The 18,180-nt window shown below is 59.5% G+C and carries 12 protein-coding genes; 2 read left to right on the top strand and 10 right to left on the bottom strand.

What is annotated here, in order from left to right; all coding sequences use genetic code 11:
• Nucleotides 1-131: 131 nt before the first annotated feature.
• The 7 genes from H0921_RS06315 to H0921_RS06285 all read right to left on the bottom strand — a co-directional run bounded on the left by H0921_RS06315 (nt 132) and on the right by H0921_RS06285 (nt 11,271).
• A complete protein-coding gene (locus H0921_RS06315) occupies nt 132-3,869 on the bottom strand; it encodes a serine/threonine-protein kinase (RefSeq protein WP_194537214.1) in 3,738 nt (1,245 codons plus the stop codon).
• A gap of 784 nt (nt 3,870-4,653) precedes the next feature.
• On the bottom strand, nt 4,654-5,940 hold the full coding sequence (locus H0921_RS06310) for an outer membrane protein assembly factor BamB family protein (RefSeq protein WP_194537213.1): 1,287 nt from the start codon (nt 5,938-5,940) through the stop codon (nt 4,654-4,656).
• Nucleotides 5,941-6,271: 331 nt separating this feature from the next.
• The gene (locus H0921_RS06305) at nt 6,272-7,357 is read right to left on the bottom strand and encodes a sugar kinase (protein ID WP_194537212.1); all 1,086 of its coding nucleotides are present in this window, start codon (nt 7,355-7,357) and stop codon (nt 6,272-6,274) included.
• A 213-nt stretch (nt 7,358-7,570) separates the two neighbouring features.
• Complete coding sequence (locus H0921_RS06300; protein ID WP_194537211.1) at nt 7,571-8,275, bottom strand: nucleotidyltransferase family protein; 705 nt, start codon at nt 8,273-8,275, stop codon at nt 7,571-7,573.
• Nucleotides 8,276-8,389: 114 nt separating this feature from the next.
• Nucleotides 8,390-9,586, bottom strand: a complete 1,197-nt coding sequence (locus H0921_RS06295; RefSeq protein WP_194537210.1) for an XdhC family protein — start codon at nt 9,584-9,586, stop codon at nt 8,390-8,392.
• A 145-nt stretch (nt 9,587-9,731) separates the two neighbouring features.
• Nucleotides 9,732-10,418 carry a hypothetical protein gene (locus H0921_RS06290; RefSeq protein ID WP_194537209.1) on the bottom strand — a complete coding sequence of 229 codons (687 nt, stop codon included), beginning with the start codon at nt 10,416-10,418 and terminating at the stop codon, nt 9,732-9,734.
• 184 nt (nt 10,419-10,602) lie between these two features.
• Complete coding sequence (locus H0921_RS06285) at nt 10,603-11,271, bottom strand: DUF1326 domain-containing protein (protein WP_194537208.1); 669 nt, start codon at nt 11,269-11,271, stop codon at nt 10,603-10,605.
• Nucleotides 11,272-11,738: 467 nt separating this feature from the next.
• Between H0921_RS06285 and H0921_RS06280 the strand changes: the two genes are divergently transcribed.
• A complete protein-coding gene (locus H0921_RS06280) occupies nt 11,739-13,445 on the top strand; it encodes an apiosidase-like domain-containing protein (RefSeq protein ID WP_194537207.1) in 1,707 nt (568 codons plus the stop codon).
• A gap of 171 nt (nt 13,446-13,616) precedes the next feature.
• On the opposite strand, the gene H0921_RS06275 is transcribed toward H0921_RS06280, so the two are convergent.
• Entirely contained in the window at nt 13,617-14,246 is a 630-nt protein-coding gene (locus H0921_RS06275; protein WP_194537417.1) for a dioxygenase family protein, read from the bottom strand.
• Between the two features lie 622 nt (nt 14,247-14,868).
• On the opposite strand from H0921_RS06275, the gene H0921_RS06270 reads away from it, so the two are divergent.
• Nucleotides 14,869-15,852 (top strand): DUF3782 domain-containing protein, encoded by a 984-nt coding sequence (locus H0921_RS06270; protein ID WP_194537206.1) that lies wholly within the window; start codon nt 14,869-14,871, stop codon nt 15,850-15,852.
• Here the strand turns inward: H0921_RS06270 and H0921_RS06265 are convergent.
• Together H0921_RS06265 and H0921_RS06260 are read right to left on the bottom strand one after the other, a co-directional pair.
• A complete protein-coding gene (locus H0921_RS06265) occupies nt 15,849-16,289 on the bottom strand; it encodes a c-type cytochrome (protein WP_194537205.1) in 441 nt (146 codons plus the stop codon). The two genes, H0921_RS06270 and H0921_RS06265, sit on opposite strands and share 4 nt — an antisense overlap.
• Nucleotides 16,290-16,293: 4 nt before the next feature.
• Complete coding sequence (locus tag H0921_RS06260; RefSeq protein WP_194537204.1) at nt 16,294-17,928, bottom strand: M6 family metalloprotease domain-containing protein; 1,635 nt, start codon at nt 17,926-17,928, stop codon at nt 16,294-16,296.
• Nucleotides 17,929-18,180: the final 252 nt, after the last annotated feature.

Raw genomic sequence — 18,180 nt, 5'->3', positions numbered from 1 at the left:
CCGCTTGTGACAAGAGCGATTGGAAAGCGGGCGGGAGAACACTTGCGTGGCAGTTCGGGCAGATCATCGGGGCCGAAAACCAGTCATGTTGGTCCCTCGGCAAGTCGTGGGCTGGTCTTAGCTCCTCAAGCTTAAGGTGCCGGAACGGGTGGCTGAGGATCGCGGGTGGGGTCCGCGGATGGTGCGGGAGAGGGGGCGTCGCTAAGGGGAACGGGTTCCGGTAATTCAGCCGGTTGGAGCAAGCCGGCCGCGAGCAGGTTGGGATCAGGCGATTCCAGGTCGGGAAACTGGACAGAGCGAAGGCGCAAGTCTGCCGGAGTGAGGGAGGCCAGCTCCTGGACTTTGTGCGGATACGCAGCGAAAGCGACGTTGCCCAAGGGTTTTTGGGGCCTGGGAGGTTCCGCGGCGAAGACCAGCCACTGGTCCCAATCCCATTCGCGGGGCATGGCAGCATCAGCAGGCGGCCGCACGAGCAAAGTTACCGCGTTGGCGTCAAAGTTGGCGTAGCGGTTGGTTTGACGGGTCTGCCAGGAGAGCAGGTTTCTCGCTTCGATATCCACTTGGTGCAGCTCGACAAGCGGGCGGACGTTACCCGCGGCAGCGACAAAGAGGCACGCTTCTGTTTCCACGGTGAGGCGCGGCAGTCCCGCGGCACGCATCTCTCCCCCTGGCTGGCCATGCAATTCCACGAGAGGGCCAGCGAGCAGAGCGGTGCAGTGGCTCCAGCGCAGACTGCCCTCTCCCCCGGCGGAACGGCTGGCTCCTTCCGCACCATAGATGGGTCCCTGCAAGGCGAAGAGCGAGTTGGTCCACTCGCAGGTTAGCCCTCGCCCCCCAGTGACCCAAAGGCATCGGCCTTTGCCACGGATGAGGCAATTGAGGAAGCGCACCGTGGGGACGGGCCGGGGCATGCCTTCCAGGGCCATGATTTTGTCCGGATCGCCAGCATGCAGAACGGCGGCTTTGGCGTCCCCTTCCTCTAGCAGAGTGAAGACACAGCGATCAAAGGTACACCCCCGGCCGTGCAGCAGGGATAGAGCCGCTGCCGTCTGCAAACCGTTTTGCGGCAGCGAGGGCTTGAGCAAGAATTGCAGCTCGACAAACTCCACTTCCCCAGCCCGCAGTTGGAAGAGGAATTGATCCAGGGAGCGGTTGGCGGGGTCTATCGTGAGCACGGGCCGGGATTTGGGATAGGGTTTGAAGGTGATTTTGAATTCCCCTCCGCCGCTGGCCCGCGAGCGCAAGTCGAGCAATTCGGTGTGGTCGAAAGCCAAAAGCCCATCGTGACGGATCAGGATGGTGTCGTCCGGTCGGGCTTGGCGGAGCAGAGTGCTGAGATCTGCCGCGGTTCCTGGCGGGAGAGGTTCGCCTTCTGGGGCATGGGGTTGCCAAACCAGTTGCCGCGGCTCGCCTGGGGCGGAGGAACCCTCTTTCGGCGGCAGGGGGAAAGCCACCAACTGGGGGTAGGCCCGGAAGCCGAATGATTCATCCCGGAACTGCGCGCCGATGACTTTCACGCGATCCCGCACGAACAAGGCCGCTTCCTGCTCGATACGCAGGCGGAAAGCCGGCCACGGTTCAGCGCTTTCCAGGCGCTGCAAGGGCCGATTCTCGCTCCACGGAGGCCGGCTGAGACGTTCCGCCTGCGGGTCCCTCACCGGCCAGCCTTGGGCCCGGCACTCGTCGAAACTCCACAGGCGTTGTGCCCCTTCGGTTCCCACGGCCAGGGGTTGCACGGCATAGTAGGCGTTGCGGGCGGTGCCTTCGTAAGAGATTCCCGCCACTGCCGGTACTGTCAGGACGGCGCCGTTGTACTCCGGCCGCAGAGGAGGAGCCGGTGCCGCGAAAACGCAGTAGCCAGCACGTACCCGGCAGGGACCGGCTGCCCCGATCACTGCGGAGCGCCGATCGACGAAAAATGAGCTGCGGGACAGTTGTACGAGGGAAGGGACAGACTCCTCGTCCTCCGGTTGAAGGGGTGGCAGAAAGCGCAGGGCGCTCAGATGGGGTCCGAAACCGCTGTCTTCCACCTCCACTTGGCTGCCGAAGGGCAACAGGACTCCAATTCCGGCCCGCGGATAGCCGCTGGCGGCCAATACGCACCGCTCCAGATGCAATTGCGGCGGCTTGTCACCGGCGAGACAGACCAGCGTCGCACCCTGATGTTCCGGCGGCACCCTGGTGCGGAAGATACAATCCTGGAATTGGGCCTTGTGAACTTCCTTGAGGACCAAACCGGCGGGGCCAGATTCTCCCTCTTCCAGCTCCGCTGCTTCCTCAGCTTCCCCAGGCACAATTTCCCAACTGATCCGGCGGGCGCTGAAGGTTTCGGCTTGGATGGTGAGGGTGCCCGCTCGTGGGGGAGCATCGATGGCCATGGTGGAAGAGGCACGCAGACGGATCCGGCTTTCGCCAGTCTCCATTCCCACGATTTCCAGATGGTTCATGCGGGCAATGAGCGGTTCACGCCAGCGGCTCAGGTCGTAGATGCCGGGGTGCACGATGATCTGACGCACGCGATTGTTACGGAAAGCTTGGACCAACTCCTCGACCGTACGGACTTGAACCGCTTCTGTTGCCAGAACGGGTTGTTCCGGGGCAGGTGGAGGGCGGTCGGCTGGTGGAGAGGGCGGAAGGGGCGGTCCTTCCACAACGGCCCAATCGGGAGGCGGGATTTCTCCCGGCGGTATGGTCCGATTCCAGCCGAGCAACACAGCCAGCAGCACCGCCATCGTCAGGACGCCAAGCCATATCGGTGAAACCGGCCAAGGGCGAGGGAGCAGCGCCGGGGTAGCTGGTGCGGCCTGGACGGCAGTATCAGACATTTCCACGGACAGTTGCCACCGTTCGGCAAGTCCTTTCAAATCGGCGATAAGTTCGAGGGGCGTTTGGTAGCGTCGGGCAGGGTCCTTGGCCATCATCCGGGCTAGGATGATCGCCAGTTCATCGGGAATCGCCGGATTGAGCAGCCGCGGATCGATGGGGTCGAGGTGCTGATGGGCGTAGAGCTTTTTGGCAGCGGTTCCCTCTGCGACGGGGGGCCGGCCTGTCAGGGCATGGTAAAACGTACAGCCCAGGGAGTAAATGTCACTGCGCACATCGGTGCGCCGAGGGTCCAAGGCTTGTTCCGGGGAGATGTAATCGAAAGTACCCAAGGTGACCCCGGATTGGGTCATGCCGCCGTCGGTGGCCGCATCGTAAAGGCGGGCTAAGCCCATGTCCACGATCTTGGCCCGGCCATCCGGTGTGATGATGATGTTGGAAGGCTTGATGTCCCGGTGGACGACGCCGCGCTCCCAGGCATGATGTAATCCCGCCGCCACTTGCAGCAGATAATGGACGCATTCCGCCGCCGGTAACGGACCACGCCGCTCAATCAACGTGCGGAGATTCTCCCCTTCGACGAACTCAAAGGCGATAAAATGCAATCCCTGGTCTTCACCGCAGAAATAAACACGTGCGATGTTCTCGTGGTCGAGCAGTGCTGCGGCGCGGGCCTCCTGTTTGAACCGGGCGATGCTTTCCGCATCCTGTGCCGCTTCGGGAGGGAGAATCTTGAGGGCCACTATCCGGCCCAGTTCCAGATCGCGGGCCTTGATCACCGCAGCCATACCGCCGGAACCGATGGCTTCGATCAGCTCGAAGTGTCCCAACCGCCGGCCCGCCAAAGCCGCGCGGGACAAGGGGGCTGCCGCTCCGATGCCGTGAAGTGGGCGAGTGATCACCGTCGGGGCGTCGTCCGTGTTCGGTTCGTCCACGGCTGAGGCATGGCCGCTGCTGCCGTTCTTTTCTCCACCGAGTACGGAGACCACCGCAGAATTGCTGCTGGAACGCTGACTGGAGGAGGCGGTAGCGGCGGCCTCCTGCAAAGCCTCCGCTAGTTCCCCATACTGTTGCCCACCATTCCCGCCCGCCGGATAGTGGGACCGTGTGGACGGTAATGGGTCGGTTCCTGGAACGGCTCCTACCCCTTGCGGAGCACTCTCGTCCGCGGAGTGCGGGGCTTGTTCGGCAGTAGCTGCGGGATGGCACGAAGCACCAGCGGCTGTCGCAACTCGCAGTGGGCCGGAGGGGACAGGGGGAAGGCTCGGCGAAGGGGGAGGCGAAGATGTCTCTGGGGCAGAAGGAGGTGTTTCAGGGATAGACGAGGGGTGAGCCTTCCCCGTGGCGTGGGGGCAGGCGGACGGCGGAAGTTTCGTTTCTGCACCGGGCACTGCTTCCGGGCCTTGAGGAGTTTCGCGCAGGGGAGTTCCTCCTCTTTTGTATCAGTCCTCGTCCCTTAGTTCAGTCGTAGTCCCCTTCGTTTTTCTGTGTCCACTATAACCTACGCCGTCCGGTCTTGTCAATTTTCCCCAAACACCGGGTCGGACCGATGGTACCACAAAAGAAAAGGCTCAAATTTGGCAAGGGCTTGGTTCCATCAAGTCCACATCACAGGCCAGAAACCTCACGGGGGTATCGGGCTGAGGGGTGGTTTTTTCCCCCTTCTTCCCTCAGCCCATCATCGTGCTGTTTGCATAGTGGGCCATTTATCGTGCTGTTTACATAGTAGACGAAAAACGGGGCCATTTGCTACCAGATGAAGGTGCACGTTGATACCGATGGTCTGTGGAAAGATGGTGCCGATGACCGATGGCCCAGAGAAGGAGCGGCTCACTTGGTACCAATGGCCCAGAGATGCTCGAAGCCCCGTAAGTACAGGCGGCCATTGGCGATGGCCGGCGTGGCATAGAAGGTGTCGGGGAGCTTGTTGGTGGCCAGTTTTTTGAAGGTGGGTCCGGCAGCCACAACGTCGGTGACACCATTGGCCGCCACTACGTAGATGCGGCCTTCCGCGGCGACCAGATTCGAGCGGTGAATGCTCTTCGTGAGGTCCGCCCGGTACAAGAGTTTGCCCGTTTTCGCATCGACGGCGTGGAAAGGCCCATCCCCGGCCATATACACGATGTCGCCAACCCGGATGGGGGAAACGACATCCGGCGTGCGGAAGGTGGTCGAGGCTGGCAGGCGCCACAACTCCGCCGGATGCCCTGCATCGATTTTGCCGCGCGCACCGACAGGATTGAAAGCGACGGTGGGTCCATCCTTGCAGGAAGGCACGACGATCAAATCGGGAGACAGGAGCGGGCTGGAAACGAAGCGCCAATCCTGGCGTTCGCGGGGATTCAATCCCATGACCCGCCATACCTCGGCACCATCTTCCAGACGATGCCCGGTGCAATAGTCGTTGCCGTGCGCGACCAAAAGAGGCCCTCCTTCGCCTTCCCAAATGGCGGCGGAAGCGTAGGTGTCCGGGCTTTCTCCCCGTCCGTAACCGGGACGCTCCACCTTCCACTTTTCTTGACCGGTCTTGGCATCAAGGGCCACCAGCAACTGCGCTCCGCGGTGCATGATCTGCAAATACAACGTGCCTTGGTAGAGGACCGGCGTCCAGTGCGTGCCAAACTGAATGCGGAACCGGCCGTATTCCTTCTGGAGGTCCTTGCGCCAGACCAAATCGCCGTTGACGCTGTAACAGGCGAGTGTTCCATCGCCGACGAAGACCCAGACATGCTGGCCGTCTGTGGAAGGCGACGAGGAGGCATTGGTGATCGGCACCCCCGAAGGGTTGCGATACCGCACCATACCGCTATTGGAAACAACCCGCCGCCAGCGTTCCTGGCCATCGGTACCGATGCAAAGCAGGACGACGTCGTTGTCCGCCGTGGCTGTGAGAAAGATTTGCTCGCCCCAAATACAAGGAGTGGATTCCCCTTGTCCGGGCAAGCGGAATTTCCAGAGCACGTTTTTTTCCGGTCCCCACTCCACAGGCAGGCCGGTTTCGGGTGATTGGCCGTCATTTTTCGGTCCGCGCCATTGCGGCCAGGACGCGGCCCAACTCCCCGCGGCGATCACCAGGACGACTCCCACAACGGGCAGCGGTAACAGAGTCGAACGCATTGGAATTCACTCCTTCCAAAGGGGGAACGAGGTAGGTCCTGTCGGGGGGCTAGCTGCTGCGGCCAGCAACAGCCGGTATCCACCTGGGTTTTCTCTGGCGGGAATCCAACATTCCCAGGGGCTTGCCCACAAGAGTAGCAGAACGCAGGCCGATTCGCCACTCGAAGCCGTAGCTTTTCATCTGTTTATAAGCAGACCGTATGCTCACAAGTAAGCCGAGAATACCCGGTCGAACCAGCCTCAGTCCGAAGGGTTGTTTCGGCTTGGGAGTCTTCCCCCTCTAGCTTGGGCGAGTGTGGGGGGTGTGTTCCCCTAATTTGGGAAATTAGCTTTAGCGCTGGACGCGGGCGCTGCCGCCTTGGGCGAAGGCTTCGACTTCCGCCAGGGTTGCCATGGTGGTGTCGCCGTGGTAGGTGGTCAATAACGCTCCATGCGCCCAGCCGAGATTGAGAGCCTCTTGCGGAGGCCGCCCCGTGAGCAGACCGTAAAATAGGCCGGCGGCAAAACCGTCCCCTCCGCCGATGCGGTCGAGCACGTCGAGCTGACAGGTTGGACTAACATAGCGTTGCCCCTGCAACCACAGAACCGCCGCCCAGTCGTGCCGGTTGCTCGAATGGACTTCCCGCAGGGTGGTGGCTACCAGTTGGATATTCGGAAACTGTTGCACCGTCGCTTGGATCATCTCGAAGAAGACAGCGGGATCGAGCCGCGAGGCGTCCGGCCGGCTCACCTCCGGCCCGCGAATCCCCAGGCCCTTCTGCAAGTCTTCCTCATTGCCCACCAGGCAATCCACGTGGGTGACAATGCGGCGCAGTACCTCCACCGCGCGTTTTTCTCCCCCGGCAGCCTTCCATAGCTTGGCCCGATAGTTCAGGTCGAACGAGACGATGGCTCCCGCGCTACGAGCCGCTTGCATGGCTTCAATGATCAGTTCCGCCGTCGTTTCCGAGAGCGAAGCGAAAATCCCGCCGGAGTGAAACCAGCGGACACCCTGGCCAAAGATCTGGGACCAGTCGAAATCGCCGGGCCGCAATAAAGCCGCCGCCTCGTTGGCACGATTGTAGAAGACAATCGGCGGGCGCACGCCATAACCCCGGTCGCTGTACACCGTGGCGATGTTCGGACCACGCACCCCATCGTGCTCAAAATACTTGTAAAACGCTTGCACCCCCATTTCCCGCACTCGTGCTTGAACCAAATCCCCGATCGGATAACGCACCATCGCCGTGCAAATGCCGGTCTTCAACCCGAAGCAGTCCGAGAGATTGGCCGCCACATTGTACTCCCCGCCGGAAACATGAATTTCCACACTGCGGGCCTTGCGGAAGGGAATGACTCCAGGGTCCAAACGATGCACCAAAGCTCCTAAAGCTAGAAAATCCAGGGCACATGCATCGGTACGAATCGCCAGCGCCATGATACTTCAGTCTCCTCCTTTGAACCTGCCGTTCTCGATGCGGCGGAAACAGTCGGTGATCGGCTCGCAACTGTGTCGTTGTACGGTTTCCCGCAAGGAAGGGGAGCGCTTCGCGCTACGGGGTCCGTCGCGGCGGGAGTTTTTCCCCTCCTGCACCGCCTGCTCTTTCGAGGCATGGGTACAGTGACATGGGGTGCAGGGAAAAAGTGGAGTTCAGCCGGGAAATATACGCTCTCGCAAGCGGACGTAGTCCAAAGGTGTATCCAGGTCATCCAGGGTGGCCGGATCATCACAAGGGACTTCACGCACCTGCACTGCCGGATGGCGTAGAAGGGCGTTGATGCCCTGATTTGGGGGCAAGGCTTGAAGAGCTGGAATGCAGCGAGCGGACAATAGCAGAGGATGGCCGCGCCGTCCTTGATAAACGGGAACCAGAATCACGCGGCGGGTGGAGGAGTGTTCCTCCGGGACGGGTGCGGGCGGATCGCTCATTTCTATCGCGGAATCGGCAGCAAACATTCCGAGCAATTGGCGGACAATTCGGGGAGACAGTGTGGGATGGTCGGCAGGGGCCAGCAGCCAGCCGTCCTGTTCCTGGAGCAGTTTTTGCCTTTGGAGATAAGCCAATCCCTGCTCCACAGTACTTCGCATATCGGGAGTGGGTGTGGCAAGATGGTGGATCAAGGCCCCCGCTGCTGTGGCTCGCTCGGCGATCGCTTCCATCTTCGGCCCGACGACTACCAGGACCCTATCGACTCCCCCCGCCTGCAACGCAGCCACCACCGCTTCGATCACGGTTTGGCGGCCCCAGGGCAGCAACAGTTTCGGCTGCCCCATCCGCTCGCTTTGGCCCGCAGCAGGGACCACGGCGATCACTTGGACTCCGCCTTTGGGAGTCAGGATGGATGCTGGCGCCATAATGTCTTCTCGGAACTGTAGGGATACTGTGGGGTTCGATTGTCTCGTTTCTCTTGTTGACGACACCCTGTTGGCAGCGGGAAATACACTTTTCCGTTGGCGAACGATGGGGGACTATTTTCCTTCACGAGCGATGGGGGCCGTCGGACAGGATACGTCTTCAGACAAACCGCAATCCTGTTCCGGATCCGAGCAGAGCTGAGCATACATGCGGCGGGTGGATTCCGGCCCCAGGTTGCGCCAGGCGATCAGTTCCGCGACGATACTGATGGCAATTTCCATAACGGACTGAGACCCGATGGGCCAGCCGAGGGGAGCGCGGACCCGCTGCAAGGCTTCTGCCGGAATACCGCGCCGCTGGAGGTCCTCAAAGATCAAGCGGATTTTGCGCCGGCTGCCGATCATGCCGACGTAACCGCAGGCTGTGCCAGCCAAATGGAAGAGTGCCTCTTCGTCATGGTTGTGTCCGCGTGTGACGATAACGGCATACACATCCTCTGTCAGGGTCGGGGCCAGTTCCTGGAGGGTCGCTCCGATGGGACCGACCAGACGGCGTTGCGCCTGGGGGAAACGATCGGCACTGGCATAGCGTTCGCGGTCGTCCAGCACCCAAATGTCAAAATCAGCCGCCGCTGCCAGTTGAGCTGTGGCTTGTCCCACGTGTCCGCCGCCGACGATCAACAAGGTTTTCCGCCGCGGTGTAGGAAGCCAGGCAATCCCTTGCCGGACGGTGGCCCGACGCAGGGTAGCCGCGGTTCCGACGGTGACGTTGGCCGGTTTATGGGCCAAAAAATTCGCCACGACCTCCGGCGCAGCCACCGCGGCGCCCCCCCACCAGGCGACCAAATTGGCCTGATGGTCGAACAACCAGCGGCTGGCGGCCGGCCCGTGCGGCGTCGATTCGAGCGCCACCGCTTCCCAATGTCCCTTGCCTCCTTGAACCAGACTGTGGAGATGACGGTAGTACCGGAGAGCCAAAGAGTCCGGATCGGTACGTGCACTGAGGGGATGAATGAGAATAGTCATGCGCCCGCCGCAGATCAGGCCATCGTCCCAGCCATAGTCGCCATCGAGCGTAAAGGTGCAGAGCAACGGCGGGGCCTGATCATGCAACCGAGCCAAGGCACGCCGCTTGACATCCGCTTCGATGCATCCGCCTCCCAAGGTGCCCGCTTGGCGGCCATCCGCATACACGAGCATCACCGCACCCGCTTTCTGCGGCGTGCTCCCTCGTGTTTCCACCACTTGGCAATAAACACACTCCAGCCCTCGTTCCCGTGCGGCTATCAGTTCATCGAGCACGGAACGCATAGTGCCGCTGGACCTCCCCAACATCCTCTATGGCAAAGCGAATCCGCAGCATGCAGTGGAATCGATTCTGGACACCCGTAATCGAGTCGAGCAGCTTGTATCGAGGCGAACTCCTCAGCACCGGGCTTGAACCAGCTTGGTCCTCTCACTCCGCCATGGTGTGTCCCACCACGGTCAGGGCAAATCCCAAGGTGCCTCCGCCGCCTACAGGGATGACAAAATCCAGCGTCAAATGGTCCTGAGGGCGAGCGGTCAGAGTCGCTGCATCGCTGTTTCCCTTACGATATGGGAACAGCAGCATCATGCTCGGATGTTTGCGGCCCACGGTTTTGCCGCTCAGCTCATGCAGTTCGTCAACCATCAGGGTGTCGGGCTTTTCGTCGAGGGCAGCGGGGACCAGCAGGAGGAACTCGTTATAAGGGGCAGTGCCCATGTGGTCTCCGTCCATCGGCTGCCGGGCGAATCGCAAGGTATAGACACCGGGCTTTACCTTCTGCTTGCGGTAGTCGGTCCAGGGCTGATGCCATTGGATCAGGCCGATCAACATGCCCTCAGCCAAAGCGGCGTAACTGTTGGCTCCTTTTTGCTGGAGGGGCAGCTCCTTACGGCGCCAGAGAGTGGCGACGGGCTTGCCGGTCTCGTCCTGAACCTCCAGGGCGGCTGGCGAGAGCACCGCTTGGATCGATGCCGAGACAGACTTGGGGATAGCTGCCTCAACGGGTTTGACCGTCCACTTTGGCACATCGGCCCGGATGGCCCCTTCCGTCCCGACCCAGCAGATGAGAGCTATCGTCAGCAAGAATCCTGCACCCGCCCATCCTCGACCAGACATCGGTGTTTCCTCGCATGGAATTTTTGTGAAGCAGACGCAGAAGGCTTCGCACTTCCTAGAGAAGTTTGCCTTTGGTTTAGTCAGCACAAAATCCTCTTGCCCTCTCGTGGCGGCAAATTGCCGGAGAGGGTTTCCGAGGATCGCCAAGTCTACCAGGAAACTACCGGATCCGGGCGGCGGTCTTTCAGCGAGTCGCAAAATGACCAACGAAGGCGCCTCGGCGACCCGCATCCTGCCAAGTCTGGTTCAAATCTTTGCCGGAGTAGGTGTGCTCCACAGCCATCGCGGCAACCGCCTGAACACCTCGTGCCAGCGGCGGATACTGCACAGATTCATTGCCGCAAGCCTTGTCGTGTTCGGGATAGATGCAGCGGGTCGCCACCTTCACCTCGCCGGCCTCCAGGCGGGCGCAAGCTCCGTTTTCGCAGGGGCAGAGTTCCAATTCCACGGAGGCTTCACGCACAGCGACAATTTCCCCAATCAAGCCGCCTGTCTGAGCCTGAACAAAGGCGACCAAAGCCTCGCGCTGGCTTGGTGTGGCGGTGCGATCTACAATCACGACAGCCTTCGCGGGTGTGGATTGCTTCAGTCCCAGTGTATCACTGGTGGCCAAAACGGCAGCGACACCCAGACCATCGAGTTTCACCCCACGATAGGTTCCTTGCTCGATCTTCCAGGCGAGCACGGCATTGCGCCCGGTTAGGCTTGTATCCGCGTTGGCGAAACACGAACCGGTGTAAACGTCGCACGTCCGCGCTTCCAGATACTGCCCACGTACTGACGGGGCGGGTTTGTCCACTCCAGATATTGCTAAGACCTGCAAAGCCGCCAACCACACATGCATAGCTGCCATGGTTTGCCCTCCTCTCACAGACTCACATTCATCTGTTCACCCGATACCATTACGTCAAGGGCTTCCTTACTTCTCATCCATCGTCTGCCGAGCGGAATCCCGGCGGTCTATCTTCGCATCGCCAGGAACAGGAAGCTCCGCTTCCATTGTGATGCGCGCCTCCCGCTCCGTCAAGCGTGAACTCGACTGAATTTATCGCCATCCTCGGAGTTCCGCTGGGAGGAGAGGCTCAAGGAGCTAAAACAAGGGAGCTTATCGGCCTTGTCCTGGCGACTACCACCTGTCACTCCGCAATGGCCATGCGCTGGGAGCATTAATATAGGTCGCTCAGCCGCCGAAGCTGTAACGCAGTTGTAACGATTGTGGGCTACGTTGGCTCACCGTATACTTCGTGGAAGGGGAAGAGGGGAGGCACTTCACCCAAAATCACCTCACCGGAAACATGATGACCTCGCCGAGGACGTGCCATGTTTCTGCAAAGTGTGTTTCAGTCCCAGTCAGCCGTCATTCGTGATACCGGCCGCCAACGGTTGTTTCGCGGCTTTGGGATGGGACTAGGCATAGTCTTAGTGGGTTGTTGGGTCACTCCTTGGATCCCTGCGGTCATCGCTGCCAATCCGACTGTTCATCAATGGGGAGTGTTTGAGGCCGTCTTTATCAGCGAACAAGACTATCCGGAGCCCCTCTGGGACGTGCGGCTTGAAGTCACCTTCACTGGTCCCCAAGGGCAGAAGTGGGTGCGGGAAGCCTTTTGGGACGGCGGCCGAACTTGGCGGGTTCGCTTCAGCCCGCCAGCGGTGGGAGCGTGGTCTTGGCATACCCATGCTCGACCAGCCCAAGACAAAGGTTTGCACGAACAAAAGGGTCAATTTCAGGCGGTTGCTTACCAAGGGAAGAACCCTTTGTATCGGCACGGCGCCTTGCGCGTCGCCGCGACCGGAACTCATCTCGAACACGTTGATGGCACACCGTTTTTCTGGCTCAGTGATACTGCTTGGAATGGAGTCCTCCGAGCGCGGCCTGAAGATTGGCAGCGTTATCTCAGCGTTCGGCGGCAGCAGGGATTCACCGCCGTGCAGTTCGTTTCGACTCAATGGCGCGGAGCGAACAAAACCCTAACAGAACATGTTTTTACCCGCAATCGGCGATTGGGGATGGAATTAGAAACCATGCGAAAGCTCGATCAAAAGGTGGCGATGGTCAACGAGGAGGGTTTGATCGCAGCACCGGTCCTCCTGTGGGCACTCACGGCCAATGATCCCGGCATAGTGTTACCTGAGGCTGAAGCCCAGCGCCTGTGCGAATATCTCATCGCCCGTTGGGGAGCTTATCAAGTTGTTTGGATTTTGGGGGGAGATAGTACCTACCGCGACACCGAGCGCTGGCAGCGGTTGGGCCGAGCGCTATTTCCGCACCCATCCCGCGATCGGCTCGTGACGTTGCATCCTTCGACTCAGAATTGGGTTTGGGATCGATTCGGAGCCGAACCCTGGGTTGACTTCCTTGGCTACCAATCGGGCCATGGGGATAACGCTGACCACTTGCGTTGGCTAATCGAAGGTCCGCCCGCTAAGCAGTGGAACCGCAAGCCGATCAAACCGGTTATTAACCTGGAACCGAATTACGAAGATCATCCTTCCTACCACAGCCGCCAACTTTTCCAACCGTATCATGTCCGCCGCGCTGCTTACTGGTCGTTGTTAGTCACGCCCCCGGCCGGGGTGAGTTATGGGCACCACAACATCTGGCCCTGGTTGGAACAACGTGGTCCCGTGGAAGGGCATAAACGGTTGGGGGAGGCTTCTCCTTGGAGCACGAGTCTTCAGACCTCGGGTGCTGAAGCTATGGGCATTCTCAAAGCGTTCTTTCTCAGCGGTCCCTGGACGCAGTTGCGGCCAGCTCCGAATGTGTTAGCTGAACAACCCGGTGCCAAAGCCCCTGCTCATTTCATAGCCGCAGCCGCTACGCCGACAAAAAAATGGATGGTTATCTACACGCCCGTAGGCGGTACCTTGCGATTGCGCCGTGCCGCGTTGCCCGAAACATTCCAGGCCTACTGGTTTGACCCGCGAACCGGCAAAAAGCAACCGGCCCAACTAGAACCCCAAGATCAGGATGCGATTGGGAAAACTCCTGACTCACAGGACTGGATTTTAGACATTCGCTCAGATTAAACCGGGAATGTTTCCTTACGATCAACAGTCTAACCATATTGGCGAAAACCAGTAAACATCATCACTTCTCAGCCTCGCCCATCCCCCCTTTAGGTGGGCGAGTTATCGAGTTTGAACGACCTATGTTAGGTCGTTGCTTCCTAGCCAGTTCAGGATGTAGTTCCCTTGCTCCTAGCTTTCGGGAGTCACTCCGAGCACGATGACGAAATGCACTCGCCACTCGCCGATCTTGGACTCTGGGATTTTCTCGAAGGGACGAGTCACATTGTCCCGCTGTTTGGGATCGCGAATGCTGCGCCAAATGCCGTCCCGCTCGTTTTGGGGGTGTCCCTGAATGTACAACTGCGTGGTTAGCAACTCGCGTCGTCCCTTTTTGATTTTGAAATGGATATGGGGTGTGCGGCCCGGATAGGGCACGGGCTTGATCGTGCGGAAGTAGAATTCACCCTTACTGCCGGTGATGAAGCGGCCGAACCCCTGGAAGTTCTTATCCTGCTGGTCCTGCTTGCGTGCGCTGTCCGAAGTGTGTAAGTACACCCCCTTCGCATCACACTGCCAGATTTCCACGACCGCGTTATTCACCGGTTGACCTTTGGGATCCAGAACTTGTCCGGTCAAATGGGTGATCTCTCCCACCGCAGGTGTAATCGAATCGTTGATGATGAGCAGATCGTTGTCTGTATCCAAGGGGAGGCGGTTCGGGTAAAATGGCCCTTCCGTTTGGGGTGGGGTCCGAGTTAATTCTTCGGCGAAAGCGCCCCGCACGGTCCAGAACGGGAGCAGGGCTGCGGGTATCATCATCCCGGCTGTACGAAGGAAGGTCCGCCGGCTGCAATGTGCCTCGCCCGACTGTGGAACCCACAGCCGCCCTGTTGTGTCCTGCTGGCTGGAAAACTCATGCTGCAATCGCATATCCATAGCTTCTCTCCTGAAATGGGATGAGCCGGAAAGGTAATCTTGAACCATCTTGATGTTTCCCGGTCATTCAGCGGCCCATTCTTATCAACACCACTCTATATGACAGGTCCTATCTCAGCAAATAACTATCATCGCATGTTCATAATTTATCCCTTTCTTCTGATATCCAGGGGCGGCCGGATACCGTCGGCTTTCAGCGGCAAATCGCGGTTGAGAAGAGAGGGAAAATTCCTCCCCGCAACTGGGCCTTGGGCGGTTCTTAATCGAGGGGAGTACACCTGCTTGGCGTATGATGGTTATAAACAAACAGATCTGGACCACCCATGCCGGAGATCGATACTTTGGGGGAAGAAAACGTATTCCGGATCGCGGAGCGGGAGTACCGCCTCGTAAGATTACCGCATTGCAGGAATGACGTGTGTAGTCTGTTCGGGTAAGGATGCAGTGGATGAGGTATTTTTGAACGTGGGAAGTCCCAGGAAAAACCGCTATCGGGAGAGATTTTATGGCATCCTCGATTGATGAGTTGCTGCAAGATCCCGCATTCCGAGCCAAGTTTCTGGAGCTGCTCGATCGGGACCCCGCCTTTCGCGAGGAGGTCCGCCGCAAACTTTTGAGCGAAGAATTGCTGGCGCTCCCTGAGCGGATGGAACAATTCCGGCGCGAGATGGAGGAAGCCATCGCTCGCTTGCGTCAGGAAATGAACGAACAATTTCGGCGTGTTTGGGAGGTTATCGAGCAGAATAACCGTCAGATAGCAGCGTTGACGGTGCGGATGGAGCGTGTGGAGGAGCAGATAGCGGCGTTGACGGTGCGGATGGAGCGTGTGGAGGAGCAGATAGCGGCGTTGACGGTGCGGATGGAGAAGGTGGAGGAGCAGATAGCGGCGTTGACGGTGCGGATGGAGCGTGTGGAGGAGCAGATAGCGGAGAACAGTCGTCAGATAGCGGCGTTGACGGTGCGGATGGAGCGTGTGGAGGAGCAGATAGCGGCGTTGACGGTGCGGATGGAGCGTGTGGAGGAGCAGATGGAGAAGCATACGGAGGAGCTTCGGAGCATCAGCCAAAGCATCGGACGCATGCAAGAACGGTGGGGGTTGCTTCACGAGGATTTGGCGGAGGATCAAATGCCGTACATTCTGGAGAGAAGCCAGCGGATCGTGCGGCGAATTGCCAAGGTTCAGTACGATGGGGAGGTGGACTTGGTCCTGGAGGTGGAGGAAGCCAACGGCTTTCGTTTCACCTTGGTGCTCGAGGTGAAAGGACGGGTTTTCAGTTCCCGCCCCTTCGAGCAAATCCTCCAACGATTGGCTGACGCGGATTTTCTCAATTGGTTGCGGCGGGAGGGCTTCCCAGAGCCATATGTGCCCGCGGTGTTCGCCATGGCGCTGTACGGAAGGATCGAAACCGTGGCTCAGGATTTGGGTGTCGGGCTTTACGACCCCAAGCGGGGAGAGATTTTCATTCCGCCACTGAGCACTTCTGCCTAATCTGTCGAATGTTCATCGCTGCCGCGAAGTGAGGGAGCGGTCGGCGTCCTGGAAGGGGAGGTAGCGCTTCGCTGATAGAGGTAGTCCGCTAGGGCGCGGATTTGCTCCTCGCTGAGCTGGCCGGCAAAGGCGGGCATACGAGTATTCGGCCGGCGATTGGTCGGTTGCCGGATGTAATCAGCGATCCATTCTGGGGAGCGCCGTCGGCCAATCTCCCGTAAATCGGGACCTTGGGAGGCTCCCAATTGTGGTCCCCCGACTTCGCCGACCTGAGCATGGCAGCGCGCGCAATGGAGTTGGAACAGTTGGGCAGGTTCCTGTACGGAGGAAGCCGGGCTGTGGCAGCCGCTGCTTCCCACTCCCGTTACGATCAAGGCGAGACACCAGAACCAGCGGCGGTCATTAGTTCGTGGCCCTCCTTGGCATCGGGAAGCCACGCTCTCAGTGGTACTCGTAACCAATGTGGAAAGTGATACGGCCATCAGGCAATTTCCGGATGTTGGTGATCCAGACGGGGAGTCCTCCACCCAACTGACTTTTGCTGCTGGGGATAGTATAAGGGGTGAAGCTGTTGTTGGACTTGCTCGGAAAGGGGACGCTGTCGGGGAACAGGCGCGGTCCGCTAGCTCCCTGAATGCCGTGGGATTCCTCCAGATACACAGGTTGGCCGCCACGATTTGCACCGGCGAAGACCCGCCAGATGAGCAAACCCTCCGCTGGTAAGCCGGCGTCCCAACCGTTGCGGGTACGGTATTCCAGGAGGAAATACTCGGTGCCATCGGGCCGGATCATGACCTTGTAACATTGCCGGGGATCATTCCAGATTGGGCTGAGAATCAACTTTTGGGGAATGCGCGGGTCGAGCACCACGGGTTCGATCCACCCCAGTTGTTCTTTACACCAAGCCGAGGGATGTTGCGGCCGCCCGCCGCCTAATTGATTCGACATGACACACCATTGCCACACCCCTTCACTGCCCGGTTGTTCGGGCCGCGCGTACAGGTCCGGCAGGCCGAGTAAATGGCCAAACTCATGGCAGCAGACGCTGATATCAGTCATGCGGTTCCCTCCTTCCGGAACGATGAAGTAGGGAATTGACCGGCCCTGATAGGTCACGTTGGCCCGATGCGGCCAGTACAACCCGCCGCGACTGGTTTGCACTCGCCCCCCTGCATACAGGAAGCAAACGCCGTCAAAATCCTTGAGCGAATCCTTCCCATGCTTGGCCGTGTAGGCATCCAAGGCTTCGACCAGTAAGGCTCGCCGTTCCGCTGGAGAGCTGCTGCTTCCCGTCGAGTAGTCCTGGCGTTTTTTGGACACCTGCACCCAGCCGAGGAATTGCCCCTCCAGCTTCAGCTTGCCGTAGCTTACCTCGTGGTAGTAATCCCGCATGCTGCCATAAACTTTCTCTCCCGTTGGGGATTTGTCTTGGTACTCGTCCGTACTGAAGAAGGCTCGCGTCCAATCCTCCGCCGTGATTTTGGGATTGTGCTTGACATCGGGATATTCAATACCCAACACAGCCAGGCGATAGACCGATTTGCGCCAGGCGCGAGGCAAACGATCGTCCCAGCCACCGAACTTCCCCGCAGGTCCTTTGCCGAATGGACGCTCCGGAGGGGCTAGGGGAGCGGACACCGGCGTCAGAGTGGCCTGAAGTTTCTGACGTAGGCCCTTCCGCTCGATTTCTAACTGGAGCGTATGGCCTGCGAGCAGATCACGCAGGTATTCTCGTGCTGCTGTCAGGTGCCGGACTGGCTGACCATCCAAGGCCAACAGGCGATCCCCCGCTTGCAAACCGGCGGCTTCTGCCGGAGAATCCAAAGCAACCTCCTCGACGATCACCGCCCCATTCTTTTCGGCCAGGACAACTCCCAGGAAACCCGCGGGAGTCGGGGTACTGGCCACTTGCAGGCGGAATTGCTTCGGGTCAGCACGCACGGCATCGACCACCGTGCGATATCCCGGCAAGACGAGGCGGGGATGGGGAGCCACCTCCTCCGCTGAGCGCACCACCGCCCAACTCATCCCCCCACACAAAATGACTAGTCCTATCCCATAACGGCTCTTGAACATGGCAGCGTTCCCTCCTGATGGATGCCGGGTTGGCACAGGCCAGGCATGTTCGCCGAGAGTTTCTTCCCCTTACTTTTTGCTATTCCGTTGTACCATGTTCTGCATGAAAGAAAAATGAGATTGGCCGCCTGAGCTGGGGATTCCGCATCCTCGAATGTCCTCGGAGTGGACGCTGGGGTTACGGCAAGCTACCACTGCTTGACAGTGGAGGAACCAGTGTGATATATTCATCGAAACAATTGAACAGTTATA

The organism is Thermogemmata fonticola (assembly GCF_013694095.1).
Classification (GTDB): Bacteria; Planctomycetota; Planctomycetia; order Gemmatales; family Gemmataceae; genus Thermogemmata; species Thermogemmata fonticola.
The sequence above is the reverse complement of the archived record's forward strand: the minus strand, read 5'-3'. Positions and strand labels throughout refer to the sequence as shown.

What these genes read in the sequence shown, in the direction of transcription:
- H0921_RS06295 (WP_194537210.1), bottom strand. Translation starts at nt 9,586, where the DNA reads ATGCGTTCCGTGCTCGATGAACTGATAGCCGCACGGGAACGAGGGCTG.
- H0921_RS06300 (WP_194537211.1), bottom strand. Translation starts at nt 8,275, where the DNA reads ATGGCGCCAGCATCCATCCTGACTCCCAAAGGCGGAGTCCAAGTGATC.
- H0921_RS06270 (WP_194537206.1), top strand. Translation starts at nt 14,869, where the DNA reads ATGGCATCCTCGATTGATGAGTTGCTGCAAGATCCCGCATTCCGAGCC.
- H0921_RS06305 (WP_194537212.1), bottom strand. Translation starts at nt 7,357, where the DNA reads ATGGCGCTGGCGATTCGTACCGATGCATGTGCCCTGGATTTTCTAGCT.
- H0921_RS06290 (WP_194537209.1), bottom strand. Translation starts at nt 10,418, where the DNA reads ATGTCTGGTCGAGGATGGGCGGGTGCAGGATTCTTGCTGACGATAGCT.
- H0921_RS06280 (WP_194537207.1), top strand. Translation starts at nt 11,739, where the DNA reads ATGTTTCTGCAAAGTGTGTTTCAGTCCCAGTCAGCCGTCATTCGTGAT.
- H0921_RS06260 (WP_194537204.1), bottom strand. Translation starts at nt 17,928, where the DNA reads ATGTTCAAGAGCCGTTATGGGATAGGACTAGTCATTTTGTGTGGGGGG.
- H0921_RS06275 (WP_194537417.1), bottom strand. Translation starts at nt 14,246, where the DNA reads ATGATGATACCCGCAGCCCTGCTCCCGTTCTGGACCGTGCGGGGCGCT.
- H0921_RS06285 (WP_194537208.1), bottom strand. Translation starts at nt 11,271, where the DNA reads ATGGCAGCTATGCATGTGTGGTTGGCGGCTTTGCAGGTCTTAGCAATA.
- H0921_RS06310 (WP_194537213.1), bottom strand. Translation starts at nt 5,940, where the DNA reads ATGCGTTCGACTCTGTTACCGCTGCCCGTTGTGGGAGTCGTCCTGGTG.